At 43.7% G+C, this 16,371-nt stretch carries 12 protein-coding genes; 11 read left to right on the forward strand and 1 reads right to left on the reverse strand.

Translation table 11 applies throughout. From position 1 onward, the window contains the following. The first annotated feature begins 184 nt into the window (after positions 1-184). Positions 185-1,108, forward strand: a complete 924-nt coding sequence (locus tag RUMAL_RS02320) for a PHP domain-containing protein (protein ID WP_013497198.1) — start codon at positions 185-187, stop codon at positions 1,106-1,108. Between the two features lie 40 nt (positions 1,109-1,148). On the opposite strand, the gene RUMAL_RS02325 is transcribed toward RUMAL_RS02320, so the two are convergent. Continuing rightward, positions 1,149-1,838: a DUF4352 domain-containing protein gene (locus tag RUMAL_RS02325; RefSeq protein WP_013497199.1), complete on the reverse strand. Its 690-nt coding sequence runs from the start codon at positions 1,836-1,838 to the stop codon at positions 1,149-1,151. 164 nt (positions 1,839-2,002) lie between these two features. Here RUMAL_RS02325 and RUMAL_RS02330 point away from each other — a divergent pair, with 164 nt between their 5' ends. The 10 genes from RUMAL_RS02330 to RUMAL_RS02375 all read left to right on the forward strand — a co-directional run bounded on the left by RUMAL_RS02330 (position 2,003) and on the right by RUMAL_RS02375 (position 16,362). Next, the gene (locus RUMAL_RS02330) at positions 2,003-2,335 is read left to right on the forward strand and encodes a helix-turn-helix domain-containing protein (protein ID WP_013497200.1); all 333 of its coding nucleotides are present in this window, start codon (positions 2,003-2,005) and stop codon (positions 2,333-2,335) included. A 193-nt stretch (positions 2,336-2,528) separates the two neighbouring features. Next, complete coding sequence (locus tag RUMAL_RS02335; protein ID WP_013497201.1) at positions 2,529-3,701, forward strand: NAD(P)-dependent malic enzyme; 1,173 nt, start codon at positions 2,529-2,531, stop codon at positions 3,699-3,701. 3 nt (positions 3,702-3,704) lie between these two features. Beyond that, entirely contained in the window at positions 3,705-4,496 is a 792-nt protein-coding gene (locus RUMAL_RS02340; RefSeq protein ID WP_013497202.1) for an endonuclease/exonuclease/phosphatase family protein, read from the forward strand. Beyond that, positions 4,493-5,425 (forward strand): quinolinate synthase NadA, encoded by a 933-nt coding sequence (nadA, locus tag RUMAL_RS02345; RefSeq protein ID WP_013497203.1) that lies wholly within the window; start codon positions 4,493-4,495, stop codon positions 5,423-5,425. Before RUMAL_RS02340 ends, nadA begins: the two co-directional genes overlap by 4 nt. Positions 5,426-5,624: 199 nt before the next feature. Next, positions 5,625-9,365: an EAL domain-containing protein gene (locus RUMAL_RS02350; RefSeq protein WP_013497204.1), complete on the forward strand. Its 3,741-nt coding sequence runs from the start codon at positions 5,625-5,627 to the stop codon at positions 9,363-9,365. Between the two features lie 701 nt (positions 9,366-10,066). Further along, complete coding sequence (locus tag RUMAL_RS02355) at positions 10,067-11,077, forward strand: LacI family DNA-binding transcriptional regulator (protein WP_043550597.1); 1,011 nt, start codon at positions 10,067-10,069, stop codon at positions 11,075-11,077. A 67-nt stretch (positions 11,078-11,144) separates the two neighbouring features. Then, positions 11,145-12,527 (forward strand): ABC transporter substrate-binding protein, encoded by a 1,383-nt coding sequence (locus RUMAL_RS02360; protein ID WP_013497206.1) that lies wholly within the window; start codon positions 11,145-11,147, stop codon positions 12,525-12,527. 130 nt (positions 12,528-12,657) lie between these two features. Further along, positions 12,658-13,581: a carbohydrate ABC transporter permease gene (locus RUMAL_RS02365; protein ID WP_013497207.1), complete on the forward strand. Its 924-nt coding sequence runs from the start codon at positions 12,658-12,660 to the stop codon at positions 13,579-13,581. A gap of 2 nt (positions 13,582-13,583) precedes the next feature. Next, the gene (locus RUMAL_RS02370; protein ID WP_013497208.1) at positions 13,584-14,459 is read left to right on the forward strand and encodes a carbohydrate ABC transporter permease; all 876 of its coding nucleotides are present in this window, start codon (positions 13,584-13,586) and stop codon (positions 14,457-14,459) included. A 322-nt stretch (positions 14,460-14,781) separates the two neighbouring features. Continuing rightward, positions 14,782-16,362 (forward strand): MBL fold metallo-hydrolase RNA specificity domain-containing protein, encoded by a 1,581-nt coding sequence (locus RUMAL_RS02375; RefSeq protein WP_013497209.1) that lies wholly within the window; start codon positions 14,782-14,784, stop codon positions 16,360-16,362. Positions 16,363-16,371: the final 9 nt, after the last annotated feature.

Consider the following 16,371-nt stretch of genomic DNA (forward strand, 5'->3'; position numbering starts at 1 on the left):
TTGCTGTGCAGTGCTCACAAAAAGTATGTTTCAAATTTGTGCATAACGGCATTGTGTGAAGGCTTTTTGTGTAAACATCTCAAAAATACTTGCAAGATGTTCGGAAATATGGTATAATTATTTAGTCAGTATGTATATACTGTGTTTATATAACTTATAGGATTACGATTTGGAGGTTCATAAAATGGTAGGCGATCTGCATTGTCATACGACCCTTTCGGACGGTTCACTGGGCATAGAAGAAGTTATTGCGCAGGCAAAGCGCATGGGGCTGGATTTTCTTGCCATAACCGACCATGATACGCTGTCATCCACGAGCCGTGCGCAGATACTTGGTGAACGCTACGGAGTAAATATAATACAGGCAGTAGAGCTTTCTGCATGGGACAAGAAGCGCAACGAGAAAGTGCATATCCTTTGCTATGCGCCGCAGAAACCCAACAGGCTTGAAGGTCTTTGCCTTAAATCATGTCAGATAAGGACAGAGTGTGCGAAGGACATGATAAACAAGATCATGGAAAGGTATCCCATTCCCCGCGATGCTGTGATGAAGTATACCAAGGGCTCAAAGAGCATATATAAATCACATATAATGCGTGCGCTGATAAGCTACGGTTATGCCACTGAGTTTTACGGCTCAGTGAATGACAGGCTGTTCTCGTATCCCCGCGGTGAGTGCCTGGTGACAAGAGAATATCCCGATGTCAATTTCGTGCTTGATCTGATACATTCTTCAAAGGGAGTGGCTGTATTGGCACATCCCCATATGTTCGGCAATATCCAGCTGATGAAGGAACTTACAGAAGCAGGTAAGCTTGACGGCATAGAGTGTTTCCATTTTTCGGCAACGGAAACACAGCAGAATGCGCTTAAAAAGTATGCTGAAAAGCATGATCTGATAGTTACGGGCGGCTCGGATTTCCACGGCCTTTACAACAGCACCATGACCCATATCGGCAAGTTTACAACCGATGAGGAGAATCTGGAAAAGCTGTTCAGGCTGATACACCAGAATGCGAAGAAAGCCAAAAAAGCAGGCGAAGCCTCTGATATACAGGCTAAGGAGGATACCGCTCCTGCCGAGGAAACATCGACTGAGGAAGAATAATATAAAACTAAAAGGACAGCTTCGGCTGTCCTTTTTATGTTCACTGAACCTTTATTTTCACTTTTTCATCTGTCCAGAAGTCTGCGCTGTATTCCAATTCGATGTCCTTACTGTCAGCAGGTACTTCATAGTAGGTCGTAAAAGATACTTTTCTTCCTGATGAAAGATTTGTATTTAAAAAATCATTATCGTCCGGAAGGTATTTTTGCTCACAGCTGTTATTATCCGCATAACAATCAAAATCATATATGCTCACATATTTGTCTGAATCATCAACGTTTTCAAATGTAAATGATACAGCAATGTACTTGTTGCCTTCGCCGGCTTTGTATAGACCGAATTCATCTTTTGCTACTTTGTAGTCATTGTTTACTGATTCAGCTGTTATACTGAGTCCTTTACATTCAAAGGTATCACCCACTTCTATTGTTTCTGCATCAGCGCCGTCTTCTGTATTTTGCGTATTGCCTGAGCCTTTTTTTACAACAGTTGCCCCATTCTTCTTATTAGATTTTCCGTTCGAGCCTGCGATTGCCGGAATTATTATAATACCAACTATTACCAGAGAAATAATACATCCTAAAGGAGCTGATTGTTTGCGATTACATATAGGACAAACTTTTGCCTTTGCTGGGATATCACTTTGGCAGTGTTTACATTTTTTCGTTGGTATATTGGGTTGCATCATACCTGTGTCATTGGGCATAGTGTTGAAATCTTGATTTTTCATGATTAATCCTCCTTTATCAGCGTAAGCTGTGTTGTTTTTTCGGCATAATTACAAAAAATTCGTTTGCCGTTAACTATATTATACCCTAAAAGTTATAATATGTCAACCCTGAAAGTTACTTTATTTGAGAACTCTCAGGGTATAGTATTATAAAGGGTGATAAAATGGATGAGCTTAACTACATGGAAATTGGTGCAAGGATACGTAAAAGCCGTGAAAGTCAAATGTTTACGCAGGAAAAACTCGCTGAGATGTTGGATGTGTCTGTGAAATTTATAAGTGATATCGAACTGGGCGCAAAAGGAATGTCTTTAAAGACCTTGAATAAGCTGTCTCAAAGTCTTTTGATAACAACAGATTATATTTTGTATGGTAATGACAGTGAAGCCGAGATAGGTGAGATAATGATGCTTTTGCAGAAATGTCCCACTGAAAAACGTAAATACGCAGTTGATCTTTTGAAGGTCTATGTAAGATCGATAGATAGTAAGTGTTAATTGTATATTATACACTTATTTTGATCCCCGAGCGTGGCAAAATTATGACATCATCTATGTGTTGGGCGAGGGAGATGCGTGCCCGCGCGAGGGCTTTACTTTTGCGTGATAATGTGGTATAATATTTTCAAAGCATAATTGTTTCAGCGGCAAGGTGCCGTTATATTGAAAGTATCGAAAGGAAGTAAGTAAAATGAACGTTATGGAAGAATCTTTAAAGCTTCACGAACAGTGGAAGGGCAAGATAGAGGTCATCTCAAGGGCTAAGATAAACAATGCCCGCGACCTTACACTGGCATACACCCCCGGTGTTGCTCAGCCTTGCCTTGAAATAGAGAAGGATCCCGATCTCAGCTATGTGTATACACGCCGCGCTAATCTTGTAGCTGTTATAACAGACGGTTCTGCAGTACTGGGCCTTGGCAATATTGGTCCTGAGGCAGGTATGCCTGTTATGGAAGGCAAGTGCGCTCTGTTTAAGGAATTCGCTGATGTTGATGCTTTCCCTCTCTGTGTAAGATCTAACGATGTTGATGAGATCGTCAATACCGTTGCTATGATAGCAGGAAGCTTCGGCGGTATAAACCTTGAGGATATCGCTGCACCAAGATGCTTCGAGATAGAGGCTAAGCTGAAAGAGCGCGTTGATATCCCTGTATTCCACGATGACCAGCATGGTACTGCTATAGTTGTAGGCGCTGCTATGCTCAATGCCTGCAAGCTGACAGGCAGAGATATCGGCAGCCTGAAAGTCGTAATGAGCGGTGCGGGCGCTGCGGGCTGTGCTATAGCTAAGTTCCTGATGAGCCTGGGCGTAAAGGATATAATCATGCTGAACTCCAAGGGTATCATCTGCGAGGGTGACGATATCAAGAACCCTGCACAGGCTGAGATGGCAAAGATAACCAACCGTGAGCATATCCGCGGCGGACTGGCTGATGCTATGAAGGGCGCTGACGTATTCGTAGGCGTATCCAAGCCTGATCTGGTAACTCCTGATATGGTAAAGAGCATGAACGATAAGCCTTTCATCTTTGCTATGTCCAACCCTGTACCCGAGATAATGCCCGATGTTGCAAAGGCAGCAGGCGCATACATCGTAGGTACCGGACGTTCTGATTTCCCGAACCAGATAAACAACGTTGTTGCATTCCCCGGAATATTCAAGGGTGCACTGGCAGTACGCGCAAGCGATATAAACGAGGAGATGAAGCTGGCAGCGGCTTACGCAATAGCTTCCTGTGTTCCCGATGACAAGCTGTGTCCCGAATTTATCCTTCCCGATGCTTTTGACAGAGCAGTTCCCGTTGCAGTAGCAGAAGCTGTAGGCAAGGCTGCAAGAGAAAGCGGAGTTGCGAGGATTTAATTTGTGATAACATCGTGGAATGTGAATGAGTTCTGTGGGGGAGAAGAAGCTGCGATAAATATATCGTATAAAGAAAAGTGCAACATATGGAAAGTCAATGGCAGCCGGTATATTGAAAAGATAATCTCATATCTGAATAATAAAGACGATATCGTTTTTATCAATGAGTTCAAAGGTGTCAAGAGTATAGTGAATACGTTGGAGAACAGATATGAGATAGCTTCTTATCCTATCGGTAACAACAAATTTGTCACTGCTGCTATTTTTTCTAAAGGGGCTTATAAACTATACGGAGAAAAAATACTTGATGAAGAATTTGGTTCATTCCGTAATCGTGTAATTGCTGTTCAGAGAAAAGACGACCCAACGCAGATCATATTCGGTATACACATACCTACATATGATCCGACAGATAAACACACTTCCATAGAGTTATGGAACAGTATTATAAGAGTACACCGCAGGCTGCATGAAGATAACAGAAGTGTTATTTACATAGGTGACATAAATACTTACATACCCGGTACTGTAAATAAAAGCAAGCTGTATGAGTTTATGTCAGAAGGGCTTGTAGACTTCTGGATTGAAACCGGGCATGATCACAATGAGCATACATCAAATTTCAATACCCGAATTGACTATGCCCTGGTAACAGGCAAGGACTTCGATAAGCTTAATAAGAAGTATGATATGACAGTGGACCATACAGTACGCGTAAACGGGCTCTCCGACCATTCCGCGATAATACTTAAAGAACGTACACCCGAAACGAAAAAGACAGGTGAATTGAAATGATAAGAGATATCCAGGACAAAATACTTGAACTGAAAAAGGAACACGATATCTGTATACTTGCTCACAGCTATCAGGCTGCCGAGATAGTGGAGATCGCAGATATCACAGGCGACAGCTATAAGCTGAGTGTAGAGGCTGCTAAGGTGCAGAACAGGAATATCCTGATGTGCGGAGTGCATTTCATGGCGGAAACAGCCAAGATGCTCTCGCCTGAAAAGAATGTGTATCTTGCAAACGGCGGTGCAGGCTGTCCTATGGCTGAACAGATGGAACCTGCTATGATACGCGGGATAAAGATGGACGAGCCCGACCGTAAGGTGGTATGCTATATCAATACCACTGCCGCACTTAAAGCGGAGTGCGATGTATGTGTTACATCGTCTTCGGCTGTGAAGATAGTCAAGAATATGGATGCTGACAAGATACTGTTCATACCGGACTGCAATCTTGGCACCTTTGTAGCTAATGAATGTCCCGATAAGGATATCATGCTGTTGAAGGGCGGCTGTCCTGTACACGCATCTATTACCGTTGATGAGGTGGAGGAAGCTCGTGCAGCTCACCCGAATGCAAAGCTCCTCGTTCACCCCGAGTGTGTTCCTGCTGTTACAAAACTGGCTGACTTTGCAGGTTCTACAGCTGATATAATGAGATACGCCGCAGAAAGCAGCGAACGTGAATTCATTATAGGTACAGAAATATCCATCACTGAGCATCTGCAGTACAAATTCCCCGAGAAGAGGTTCTATAACCTTTCAAAACGCCTTATCTGTCCCAACATGAAGCTTACTACACTCATGGACGTATATGGCAGCTGCAAGGCTATCGGCGGCGATAGCAGTTTTGATGTGACTGAGATAGTTATGAGCGATGAGCTTATAGCCAAGGCTAAAGGCTGTATCGACGAGATGATAAGACTTTCTGTATGATATGCAGTCCGGTCGCCCACACCTTCACGGTGTGGGCGATTTTTTTACGAAAACGTTATACTTTGTAAAATTTTAATTTTTCTGGGAAAATACTTGTAAAAATTCTATTTATATGGTATAATGCAAAGTAAGGAAATGACTGCGTAAATAATTTTGTTGACTATACACAAATATTATGCCAAAGCAACGGGGGATAACTATGGAAAGGAATCCTAAACAAAGACCTTTGATAGGTGTTGTTATAAATGAGCCTGATCAGGATTTTTATAATAAAGCGCTGTATCATGTCCAGAAGGAGATTTTTGCACATGATGCTGACGCTGCAATCTTCAATACCCTGCTGACTCAGATCGATCAGGTGGGCGTAGAAAACTCTGTCTTCTCGCTGATAGAGCCGGGTCTGCTTGATGGTATGATCGTGTTCGGATATACAATAAAGAATGAGGATGCTAAAGCGAGTATACTCCGTATCATAGACCACAGTGATCTTCCTGCGGTATGTATCGGTTTGGAAACTGAGAATATGACCAGCATCATGTTCGATAACGATGAGTGTACGGATAAGATAGTCAGACATCTGACAGAGTGGCATCATGTAAATGATGTATGTTTCGTCAGTGGTCCTGAGGACAGCATTTTCCATAACAGAGTACTGAAAAGCTTTAGAAAGGCATTTTCGGAACAGGGGATAGATCTGACTGATGACAGGATAATCTACGGTCCTGACTGGATAGGTGAATATACCTCGGTGGCTGATGATATACTTGATCACGGCTTGCCGCAGGCTATTGTATGCATAAGTGATTTTACAGCTGCGGGAGTTATCGGTGCTCTTACTGAGAAAGGTGTACATATACCCGAGGATGTTATTGTTACGGGCTACAGCATGAATGAACCCTTTGCATCTGATTATATTAACATAACCTCCATCGAGCGCCGTCCTGAAACTATGGCGGTAGAGGCTGTGAGAAAACTTTTTGCCAAGATAAAATGGGAGGAGTATGTTCCTGCGGAGAGAAAGCCATGCTGTGTACTTCGCAAGGGTGTTACCTGCGGATGTGAAAGGATCAATCTTGCAGAGCTTTCTCGCTCGGCAATGGATAATATGGTATCTACAAGGCGTTCGGGATTTGATTCATACTATAACGATATGTCTGAAACGCTGGTAAACGCTGAAAGCTTTGACGAATTTTTATGGAGACTTGATTGGTATACCCGTTACCTTGGGGATTTTGAGAGTTTCTGGCTATGCATTAATGATGGCATAATGCACGTGCTCGGTGACAAGCTGGAGGATTATTCCGAAACGCTGTCCATAGCCTACAGCCGACAGAACGGCAAGGGTGCTGTCCCGGGCGGAGCGGGATTCAGCAGGCGCGAACTTCTTCCTGCTATATTCGGTGAAAGGGACAAGCCGAGTGCTTTTATATTCAACTGTCTGCATTTCAGACACGTGAATTATGGGTATACTGTGCTTTCGTACGGCGATTCAGGTGCTTTTTTTGATAAGCACTACGTTATGTGGCTGCGGTATGCGGCTATTGCTTTGGAAAAGCAGAGAAGGCATGTACTTTATAATGACAGCGTTTCCGATGACCAGATCAGAGATTCGCTGACGGGTCTGCTGAATGTTAAAGGATATAAAAAGGTCATGACACAGCGCTGCGGCAGCTTTGACCGTCCTGATATGATCATGAGGATAATCTCTGTAGATGTTGAGAACCTGAGAGGTATAAACTCTGCCTACGGATACAGTGAGGGCGACAGGGTACTTCAAAGGCTGGCTATGATACTCAACAACAGCGCAGGCGAGGACGATATCTGCGTAAGGGTCAGCGGCGATGAGTTCTTTATTTGCGGACTTATGGAGGCAGCTGTGCCTGTGGACGATGTTCCTGTTAATCTTGAAAGGAACCTTGATGCGTTCAATTCTGATTCGACAATAGATTTCGGTGTGCATTTCTATACTTCAAGAGTGGTTGCACCCCTTACTTCTGCGGAAATACTTGATACTCTGCCGTACGAAGCAAATTATCAGCGTACGCTGGCCAAGGATAATCATAAAAAGAAGCGTACAGGTATCGCTGACGGACGGGAAAACAAGAGTGCGGAGCACTATGATGAGGATGAGAGAAAGCTGGTCGCAAAGATACTCAACGATGACCTGCTGACCTACCACTTCCAGCCTATAGTAAGTGCCAGGACCGGTGATATAGTTGCATATGAGGCACTTATGAGATATGAGGGAGAGGTGAAGATATCTCCTATAACGATACTGAGCCATGCGTCTGCTATGGGCAGGCTTGATGATGTTGAAAGACATACCATGTACAACCTGTTCAAATTCGTTCATGAGCATCAGGATGATCTGGGTGAGAGACAGCTGTTCATAAACAGTATACCTTCATGTACCCTGCCTGACAAGGACTTTGAAGAACTATGCAGTACCTACAGCGATATCGTCAAGAAAATAGTTATAGAGTTTACGGAGCAGACCGAAGCCAGCACACAGCAGCTTGAAAAGGTGCTGGAGAGGCGCAGCCGCTACGGCATAGGCATAGCTATAGACGATTATGGAACGGGCTATTCCAATATAAGCAATCTGCTGACATTCATGCCGAACTGCGTGAAAATAGACAGAAGCCTTATCATGAATATCCATGAGGATAAGCGCAGACAGCATTTTGTTAAGAATATAATCGACTATGCGCGCGATAATCATTTCAAGGTACTGGCAGAAGGCGTTGAGAAAACAGAGGAGCTCAGAACTGTCACAGGCATGGGCATAGACCTCATACAGGGATATCTGACAGCACGTCCTGCACCCGAACCGATAAAAGTAATACGTGCTGATATCAGGGATAAAATAAGAGAATGCAACCGTGTGAATGAGAATATAAAGGTCAAAAAGACTTTCTTTGCAGGAGGTGAACGCGAGCTTTCGCTGATGGCATTGGATTTTGATGACTATACAGAGGTATTTGTCACTGACGGCAACTGTGCATTGAAAGGTACAGAGGGATACACTTCATCACTTTGTATAAAGAACAAAGATGGTCTTGATTGCAGGCTGAGACTGGATAGTGTAAGTCTGTCGGGCGAAAACAATGAGGCATCTATAATCGTCGGAAAGGGCAGCAGACTGACGCTGGAGATAGAAGGTAATGTACTGCTGGGCGGTTCTATAAGTGTTCCGACGGGAGCATGGCTGGATATAGTCGGCAAAGGTGACCTTATGATGCGGTCGTATATGACACAGAGCTATGGCATAGGTTCGGATCCTCTCAGCGGTTATGGCATGATAAATGTTCATCTGAACGGCAGACTGGATATCAGCATAGATGGAGAACATTGTATAGGCATAGGAGGAGGCTTCGCTTCGCCTAACAGCAAGATCGAGATATGCTCTGAAGATGTGGATATCGAGCTGGCGGGCAAGCACCTTATATGTGTCGGAGCGATAGATTCCGACACTTCGGTAACGATCAGGGATACCAGGCTGCTAATGTCGACACACTGCGTTGAGGGTATGGGTATAGGCAGCAGCAAGGGCGAACTGGATCTGTTGGTCGAAAACAGTGAGCTGAAATATGATGCATCAGGTGATAATATCTCCTGTATATGTGTTTCCGATAAAAAGAGCGGCAAGGCTGTACTGCGTGGGACTGAGATCTCAGCAACTATGCGCGGAAAGAATCTGATGGCTATAGGTTCGTCGAATGGTAATGCCTCGGTAAATGCCGAAAACTGTATATTCGATATACTGGGTGAAGGTGCAAGGGCTATGGGCTTAGGCGGTGCCGATCCTGAAACGGAAGTGAACCTGAAAAATTGCAGCGGCCATATCAAATTCAGCTCCAGCCATTGTGAGGTGTTTGAGGTTGCGGAGGATAAGCTGAAGCAGGAGGATTGTGATATCAAGATCAGTCTGAATGAGTGATAATAAAAACATTATCGGCGGCGGAACGAAAGTTCTGCCGCCGATTTTTGTCCTATAAAACGTTTGATTTCAGGAAACGTTTGCGTAACTGTACAAGTCAGTGTACAGCGAAAATCTTAGCGGGAAGATGATAGAAGAATTATTGCGGAGGAACAAAGGTTTTAATGAAAAAAATGATGCCGATCGGGATGACGGGTGTGAAATTTGCCTATAAAAAATCAAAATACTATATGTAGTATGAACAAAGATGTGTATCGGCAAAATAATGGTGGGTAAGTGAACCGGTAATTTGCACAAAGAAAAATAATCAATACAAAAAAACACCCGAAAACGTTTAAAAATATGAACAGCCGGCATTTGATGTACGAAAAAATGTACGTTAGAGGGAATATCTATAAAAGTCGGTAACATTTTATGTAAATTTTGTACACTCATTATTGCGCCTGTTGCTGTTCTGGTAAAAAAATACAGCCCAAAAATTACAAATCAGTTACAGAGCTAACACTTGAATTTACAAAGTGCACAAAAGCGCAAAGGCGTGTTTGTCTATTGCTACATAATTTATTACATCGGGCAGAAAAATTCCAAAAAACACTTGAAATTTGCACGAAAATATAGTATATTTCTTATTGGCGGAAACGTTTGAGATAATAATGGTACGAACGCGTAAACGTTTAACCAACAGAAAGGCGGAAACATCATTGGTTTCATTAAAAGATATTTCCGTGCGCTGCGGCGTTTCGGTCGCTACTGTCAGCAAGGCGCTGAACGGACATAAGGACGTCAGTGAGGCGACAAGAGAAAGGCTGCTTAAAGCTGCTAAGGAAATGGGATATTTCCCGAACTCCCAGGCAAGGGCACTGAAAACCAACAGAACACTGAACCTCGGTGTGATGTTCTCGGATGATGCGGGAAGAGGTCTTACTCACGAATTTTTTGCAAAGGTGCTCAACAGCTTCAAGACAGAGGCTGAATCGGCAGGATATGACATCACATTCATAAATAAAAATGTGGGTCGTCAGAAAATGTCCACCTATGAGCATTGCAAGTACCGTAACGTTGACGGCGTGGTGATCGCCTGTACCGATTTCACGACTCAGGATGTGTACGAGGTCATAAACGGTGATATACCTGTAGTGACTATCGACCACATATTTGACTGCCGCACAGCGATAATGTCAAATAATGAGAAAGGGATCGAGGAGCTTGTAAACTATGTGGCCGATATGGGTCACAAGCGTATAGCTTACATACAGGGCAACAGATCAGCCGTTGCGGACAGAAGACTTGCAGGCTTCTGCAAGGCTTGTATGAACAGAGGGATAGAAGTTGATTCTTCGCTGCTGCTTGCGGGGGATTACCACAATCCTGAAAAGACATACGAGATGACGAAGGAGCTTATTGCGATGAGCAACAGACCTACCTGTATATTTATGCCTGATGATTATTCATCAATGGGCGGGTTCAATGCCATCAATGATTCGGGGCTGTCGGTGCCTGAGGATATATCAGTAGTCGGATATGACGGGATCGCATATTCACAGCTGTTATCACCAAAGCTGACAACGTATCTTCAGGATACGGCTGCGATCGGCACAGAGGCTGCAAAGCAGCTGATATCGCTGATCGAGAATCCACAGACGACCTTTACAGAGGTCATTACAGTAGACGGACGGCTCATTGAAGGTGCGTCGGTCAAAAAATTAAAATAGGCATTAATCGCGGCACAATGCTGCGAAAACAATAATATGATAATGCAAAATAAGGAGGAAATTTATCATGGCAAATCTTAAGAAATTACTTGCTGGCGCTATGGCTCTGTGCATGACAGGCGCAATGTTCGCATCATGCAGCCCCGCTAAGGACGGCGAAAAGGAGCAGAAGAAGGGTTCTGACGCTTCCGCTAAGACAATCAGGATCTATACTTGGAACGACGAGTTCAAGAGCAGACTGAGAAATTACTATCCTGAGTATGACAAGGAAAAGTCCGGCTTCTCCGTAGATGCTGACGGCACCGAGAAGGTTGGCGAGCACGAGTACCTGAAGGATGGCAAGGAGATCGTTTGGGTTACAACTCCTTCTGCTGATAACGCATATCAGAACAAGCTGGATACTGATCTTGAAGCTCAGAGCAAGAACGAAGATAAGATCGATATGTTCCTGGTAGAGGCTGACTACGCTCTGAAGTATGTTAACGGACAATATGCAATGCCTATCAGCGATCTGGGTATCACTGATGCAGATCTGGCTGACCAGTATCAGTACACCAAGGATATCGTTACAAGCTCTGACGGCGTTCTGAAGGGTGTTTCCTGGCAGGCAACTCCCGGTCTGTTCGCATACAGAAGAGATATAGCTAAGGCAGTTCTTGGTACAGATGATCCTGCTGAAGTTCAGGCAGCTATTTCTGACTGGGATAAGTTCAACGCAGTAGCAGCTCAGATGAAGGAAAAAGGTTACTTCATGCTGTCCGGTTATGATGATTCTTACAGAACCTTCTCTAACAACGTTAGCCAGCCTTGGGTTGACGGCGACAAGAATATCGTTATAGATGACAACCTCATGAAGTGGGTTGACCAGACTAAGGAATACACCGACAAGGGTTACAACAATGGTACATCTCTGTGGGCAGATCAGTGGAGTGCTGACCAGTCTGCTGACGGTAAGGTATTCGGCTTCTTCTACTCCACATGGGGCATCAACTTCACACTGGCAGGCAATGCTAAGAGCAATGATCTGTACTACGTTTGCCCAGGTCCTCAGGCTTACTACTGGGGTGGTACTTGGATCTGTGCAGCTGAAGGCACCGACAACAAGGAAACTGTTGCTGACATCATGAAGAGCCTGACCTGCAATAAGGATATCATGCTCCAGATCACAAAGGATACTCAGGACTACACAAACAACAAGGCAGGCATGGAAGAACTCGCTGCTGACTTCAGCTCTGAATTCCTCGGTGGTCAGAACCACATCGCTATGTTCGTTGAGGCAGCTCCCAAGATAGATGCTTCTAAGATCGGTCCTTACGATCAGGGTCTGAACGAGGCATTCCAGGCTGCATTCAAGGATTACTTCACCGGCACTGTATCTAAGGATGAAGCTCTTGCTAACTTCTATACAAAGGCTAAGGAGAAGTATCCTGATCTTAACACTCCTGCATAATCAGGAAGAGTTAAGGACTAAATAGTCAAAAATCAAACAGCTGAAACGGGGACGGTAAAACCCGCCCCCGTTTTTCGGCTTAAATAAAGATATCAGCAAAAATAAAAAGCAGTTTTAGAGGGTGCATTTAATGAAACATAAGTCAATCAGCTATGCAAAATGGGGCTACATCTTTGTTATCCCTTTTTTTGCTGTGTTTATTGTTTTTAACCTTTTCCCCCTGCTGTCGACATTCAATAATTCTTTGTATGAGTACTATAAATCCAACGGTGTAACTTTTGGACCGAAATGGATTGGACTCCAGAATTATACAAAACTGTTTTCGGCAGAGGTAAACGTTGGAAAGTATTTCATGAATACTTTCATTATCTGGCTCATGGGCTTTATCCCCCAGATATTCTTCTCTCTCCTGTTCGCTTCATGGTTCACTGACCTTAGAATGAAGCTCAAGACAGGTGCATACAAGATCATATTCTATTTGCCTAACGTTATCATGGCAGCTGCAATGGGTATGCTTTTCTTCACAATGTTTGACCAGAGCGGTCCTATGACAATGCTGCTCAAGCCTTTCACAGGCGGCGTAGCTTATAAGTTCTTTGAGAATGTTTGGTCACAGAGAACTATCATCGCACTTATCAACTTCATGATGTGGTATGGTAATACTACTATCATGCTGATGGCTGCGATCAACGGTGTGGATCCTTCGCTGTATGAGTCTGCACAGATCGACGGTGCTAATCCGTCTCAGACTTTCTGGAATATCACTATTCCTCTTATCAGACCTATCCTTGTTTATGTGCTTATCACATCTCTCATCGGTGGTCTCCAGATGTACGACGTTCCTCAGATCATCACCAAAAACGGTGACGCTGTAAACAGAACATCTATGACTATGATCATGTATCTCCAGTATCAGATGAACATAGGTAAAAACTACGGCTATGCCGGTGCAATATCTGTTGTACTGTTTGTTGTTGCAGCAGCTCTCTCTATGTTGGTATTCTATATCAATTCTGATAAGGATGAGAAAAAACGTAAGAAGGGAGTGAAGTAACAATGGCAGCACCTATCGATGCAGTAGGACAGATGAGTAACTCTAGGGCATTGCTCATCAGAAGAGTAATTTCATACGTTGTATTGACAATATTTGCTATAATTTCACTGTTCCCGTTCTTCATTCTTCTTATCAACATGACTCGTGAATCAGCAGATATTCAGCAGGGATTTTCTCCTCTGCCAGGTAAATATTTAATAAAGAACTTCAGGGCTGTAATGAACAAGCCTGACTGGGCTATGCTCGCAGCTCTGAGAAACTCGTTTATCATATCCGCAAGCTGTGCATTCTTATCTTCATATTTTTCAGCACTCACAGCTTATGCGATCCATGTATATGATTTCAAGCTCAAGAAGTTCCTGTTTACATTTATCCTTATGATAATGATGGTACCTACACAGGTATCTGCACTTGGTTTTGTTCAGATGATGAACGACTGGGGTCTTACCAATAATTTCATACCTCTGATCATTCCTTCGATCGCTGCTCCTGCTACATTCTTCTTTATGAAGCAATACATGGACAGTGCACTGCCTCTTGAAATAGTTGAGGCAGCTCGAATAGACGGTTGTGGTGAGTTCAGAACATTCAACTCTCTGGTAACTCCTATTCTGAAGCCTGCATTCGCAGTACAGGGTATATTCATATTCGTATCCAGCTGGAACAACTTCTTTATTCCTGCTCTGATACTCGATAAGCCCGAGCTGAGAACTCTGCCTCTGGTTATCAATCTCATCAGATCGGCTGACTATACCAAGTTTGATATGGGTGCGGTTTATATGGCAGTTGGTATTTCTATCATACCTGTTGCTATCGTATATCTCGTACTTTCCAAGTTCATTATCCGTGGTATCGCCCTCGGCGCTGTTAAGGGTTAATAAGATCGTAAGCTTATTAGTTGCTTATCATATTAATTTCGGGAGACCGCTGTACTGCTTATTGGCAGTACGGCGGTTTTTCGTTGCATTGTTACGGTATTATACTATTATCGTAGGCTGTAATAGTGCAGCCGCTATGATGGTATCGCACCATATTATTTAACCGAAGTTCTTTTTTTGAGGATCATATTTGGATGCATAAACAGGTATTTGAAGGTATTTTTGGGTAATACTTCGGCAAATTTCACTTGATTATTATGTGGAAGTGTGATATAATATAAGCAGTTTAAACAAATTTTAACATAGAAATGAGGCTTGTATTATGAAAATAACATTCATTGGTGCAAACCATGAGGTAACGGGAAGCTGTACCTACGTTGAAGTCGGTGACAAGAGATTTCTTGTGGACTTTGGAATGGAACAGGGTACAGACCTTTATGAAAATGCAAAGATACCATGTTCGCCTTCTGCAATTGATTTTGTTCTGCTGACCCATGCACATATCGACCATTCGGGACTTCTGCCGCTGTTATATGCAGGCGGATTCTCGGGGAATATACACGCTACAAAGGCTACCTGCAATCTATGTTCCATAATGCTGAGAGATTCGGCGCATATACAGGAATTTGAATCTGAGTGGCGAAGCCGTAAGGGCAGACGTAAGGGGCAGGAAGATGTTGAACCTCTGTATACTCTTGCAGATGCTGAGGGTGCAATATCAAAGCTGACACCTCATCCTTACGGTGAGATGATAGAGTTATGTGAAGGTGTCAAGGTGAGGTTCACTGATGCGGGACATCTTCTTGGTTCGGCAAGCATCGAGCTTTGGCTTACTGAGGGCAGTGAAACCAGAAAGATAGTATTCTCCGGAGATATAGGAAATCTTGACCAGCCGCTGATACGTGATCCTCAGTACATAGATGGTGCTGATTACGCAGTGATGGAATCGACCTACGGTAATCGCAAACATGAAAAGGTCACGAATTATGTTGAACATCTGGCTGAACTGATACAGCGAACATTTGACCGCGGAGGAAATGTTGTGATACCCTCTTTTGCAGTTGGCAGAACACAGGAACTTCTTTATTTCATCAGGCAGATAAAGGAAAGGGAAATGGTGAAAAATCATGCAAATTTCCCTGTGTATGTGGATTCTCCCCTTGCAATAGAAGCAACAAGGGTATTCATGGAGAACAAGGAGAACTGCTTTGATGCTGAGGCACTTGAGTATGTTGAAAAGGGTATAAATCCTATTACTTTCCCCGATCTTCATATTGCTGTTACAAGTGACGAATCAAAGATGATAAACTTCGATAAAACCCCTAAGATAATTATATCCGCCAGCGGTATGTGCGAGGCGGGACGAATCAAGCATCATCTGAAACACAACTTGTGGCATAAGGAGAGTCTGGTGCTTTTTGTGGGATATCAGGCTAACAATACTCTGGGCAGAAGCCTTGTTGAGGGTGCAAAGACTGTCAAGCTGTTCGGTGAAGAAATAAGTGTGGCAGCTGAGATCAGGGTGCTTCCCGGTATCAGCGGTCATGCGGATATCGACGGACTTGACAAGTGGATAGATTCAATGGAGCGCCCGAAAACCGTGTTTATAAACCACGGCGAGGATGCTGTTATGGAGGAATACAAGCGTCATCTGGAGGAAAAGGGCTATAATGCCCAGACACCTTACAGCGGTGCGGAGTGCGACCTTATCACAGGCGTATTCACTCAGGCTGAACCAATAAAGGTGGTAAGAAAAACTGCACCCAGTACCGGATATCAGCGGCTTTGTGCATCGCTGGACAGACTTTCCGCACTGGTGGCTGCAAGCAAGGGTCTCAACAACAAGGATCTTGCAAAGCTTACGGATTGCATAAACAATCTGTGTGCGAAGTGGGAAGACTAAAGTATAAAC

Origin of the sequence: Ruminococcus albus 7 = DSM 20455, from assembly GCF_000179635.2 — a bacterium.
GTDB lineage: Bacteria > Bacillota > Clostridia > Oscillospirales > Ruminococcaceae > Hominimerdicola > Hominimerdicola alba.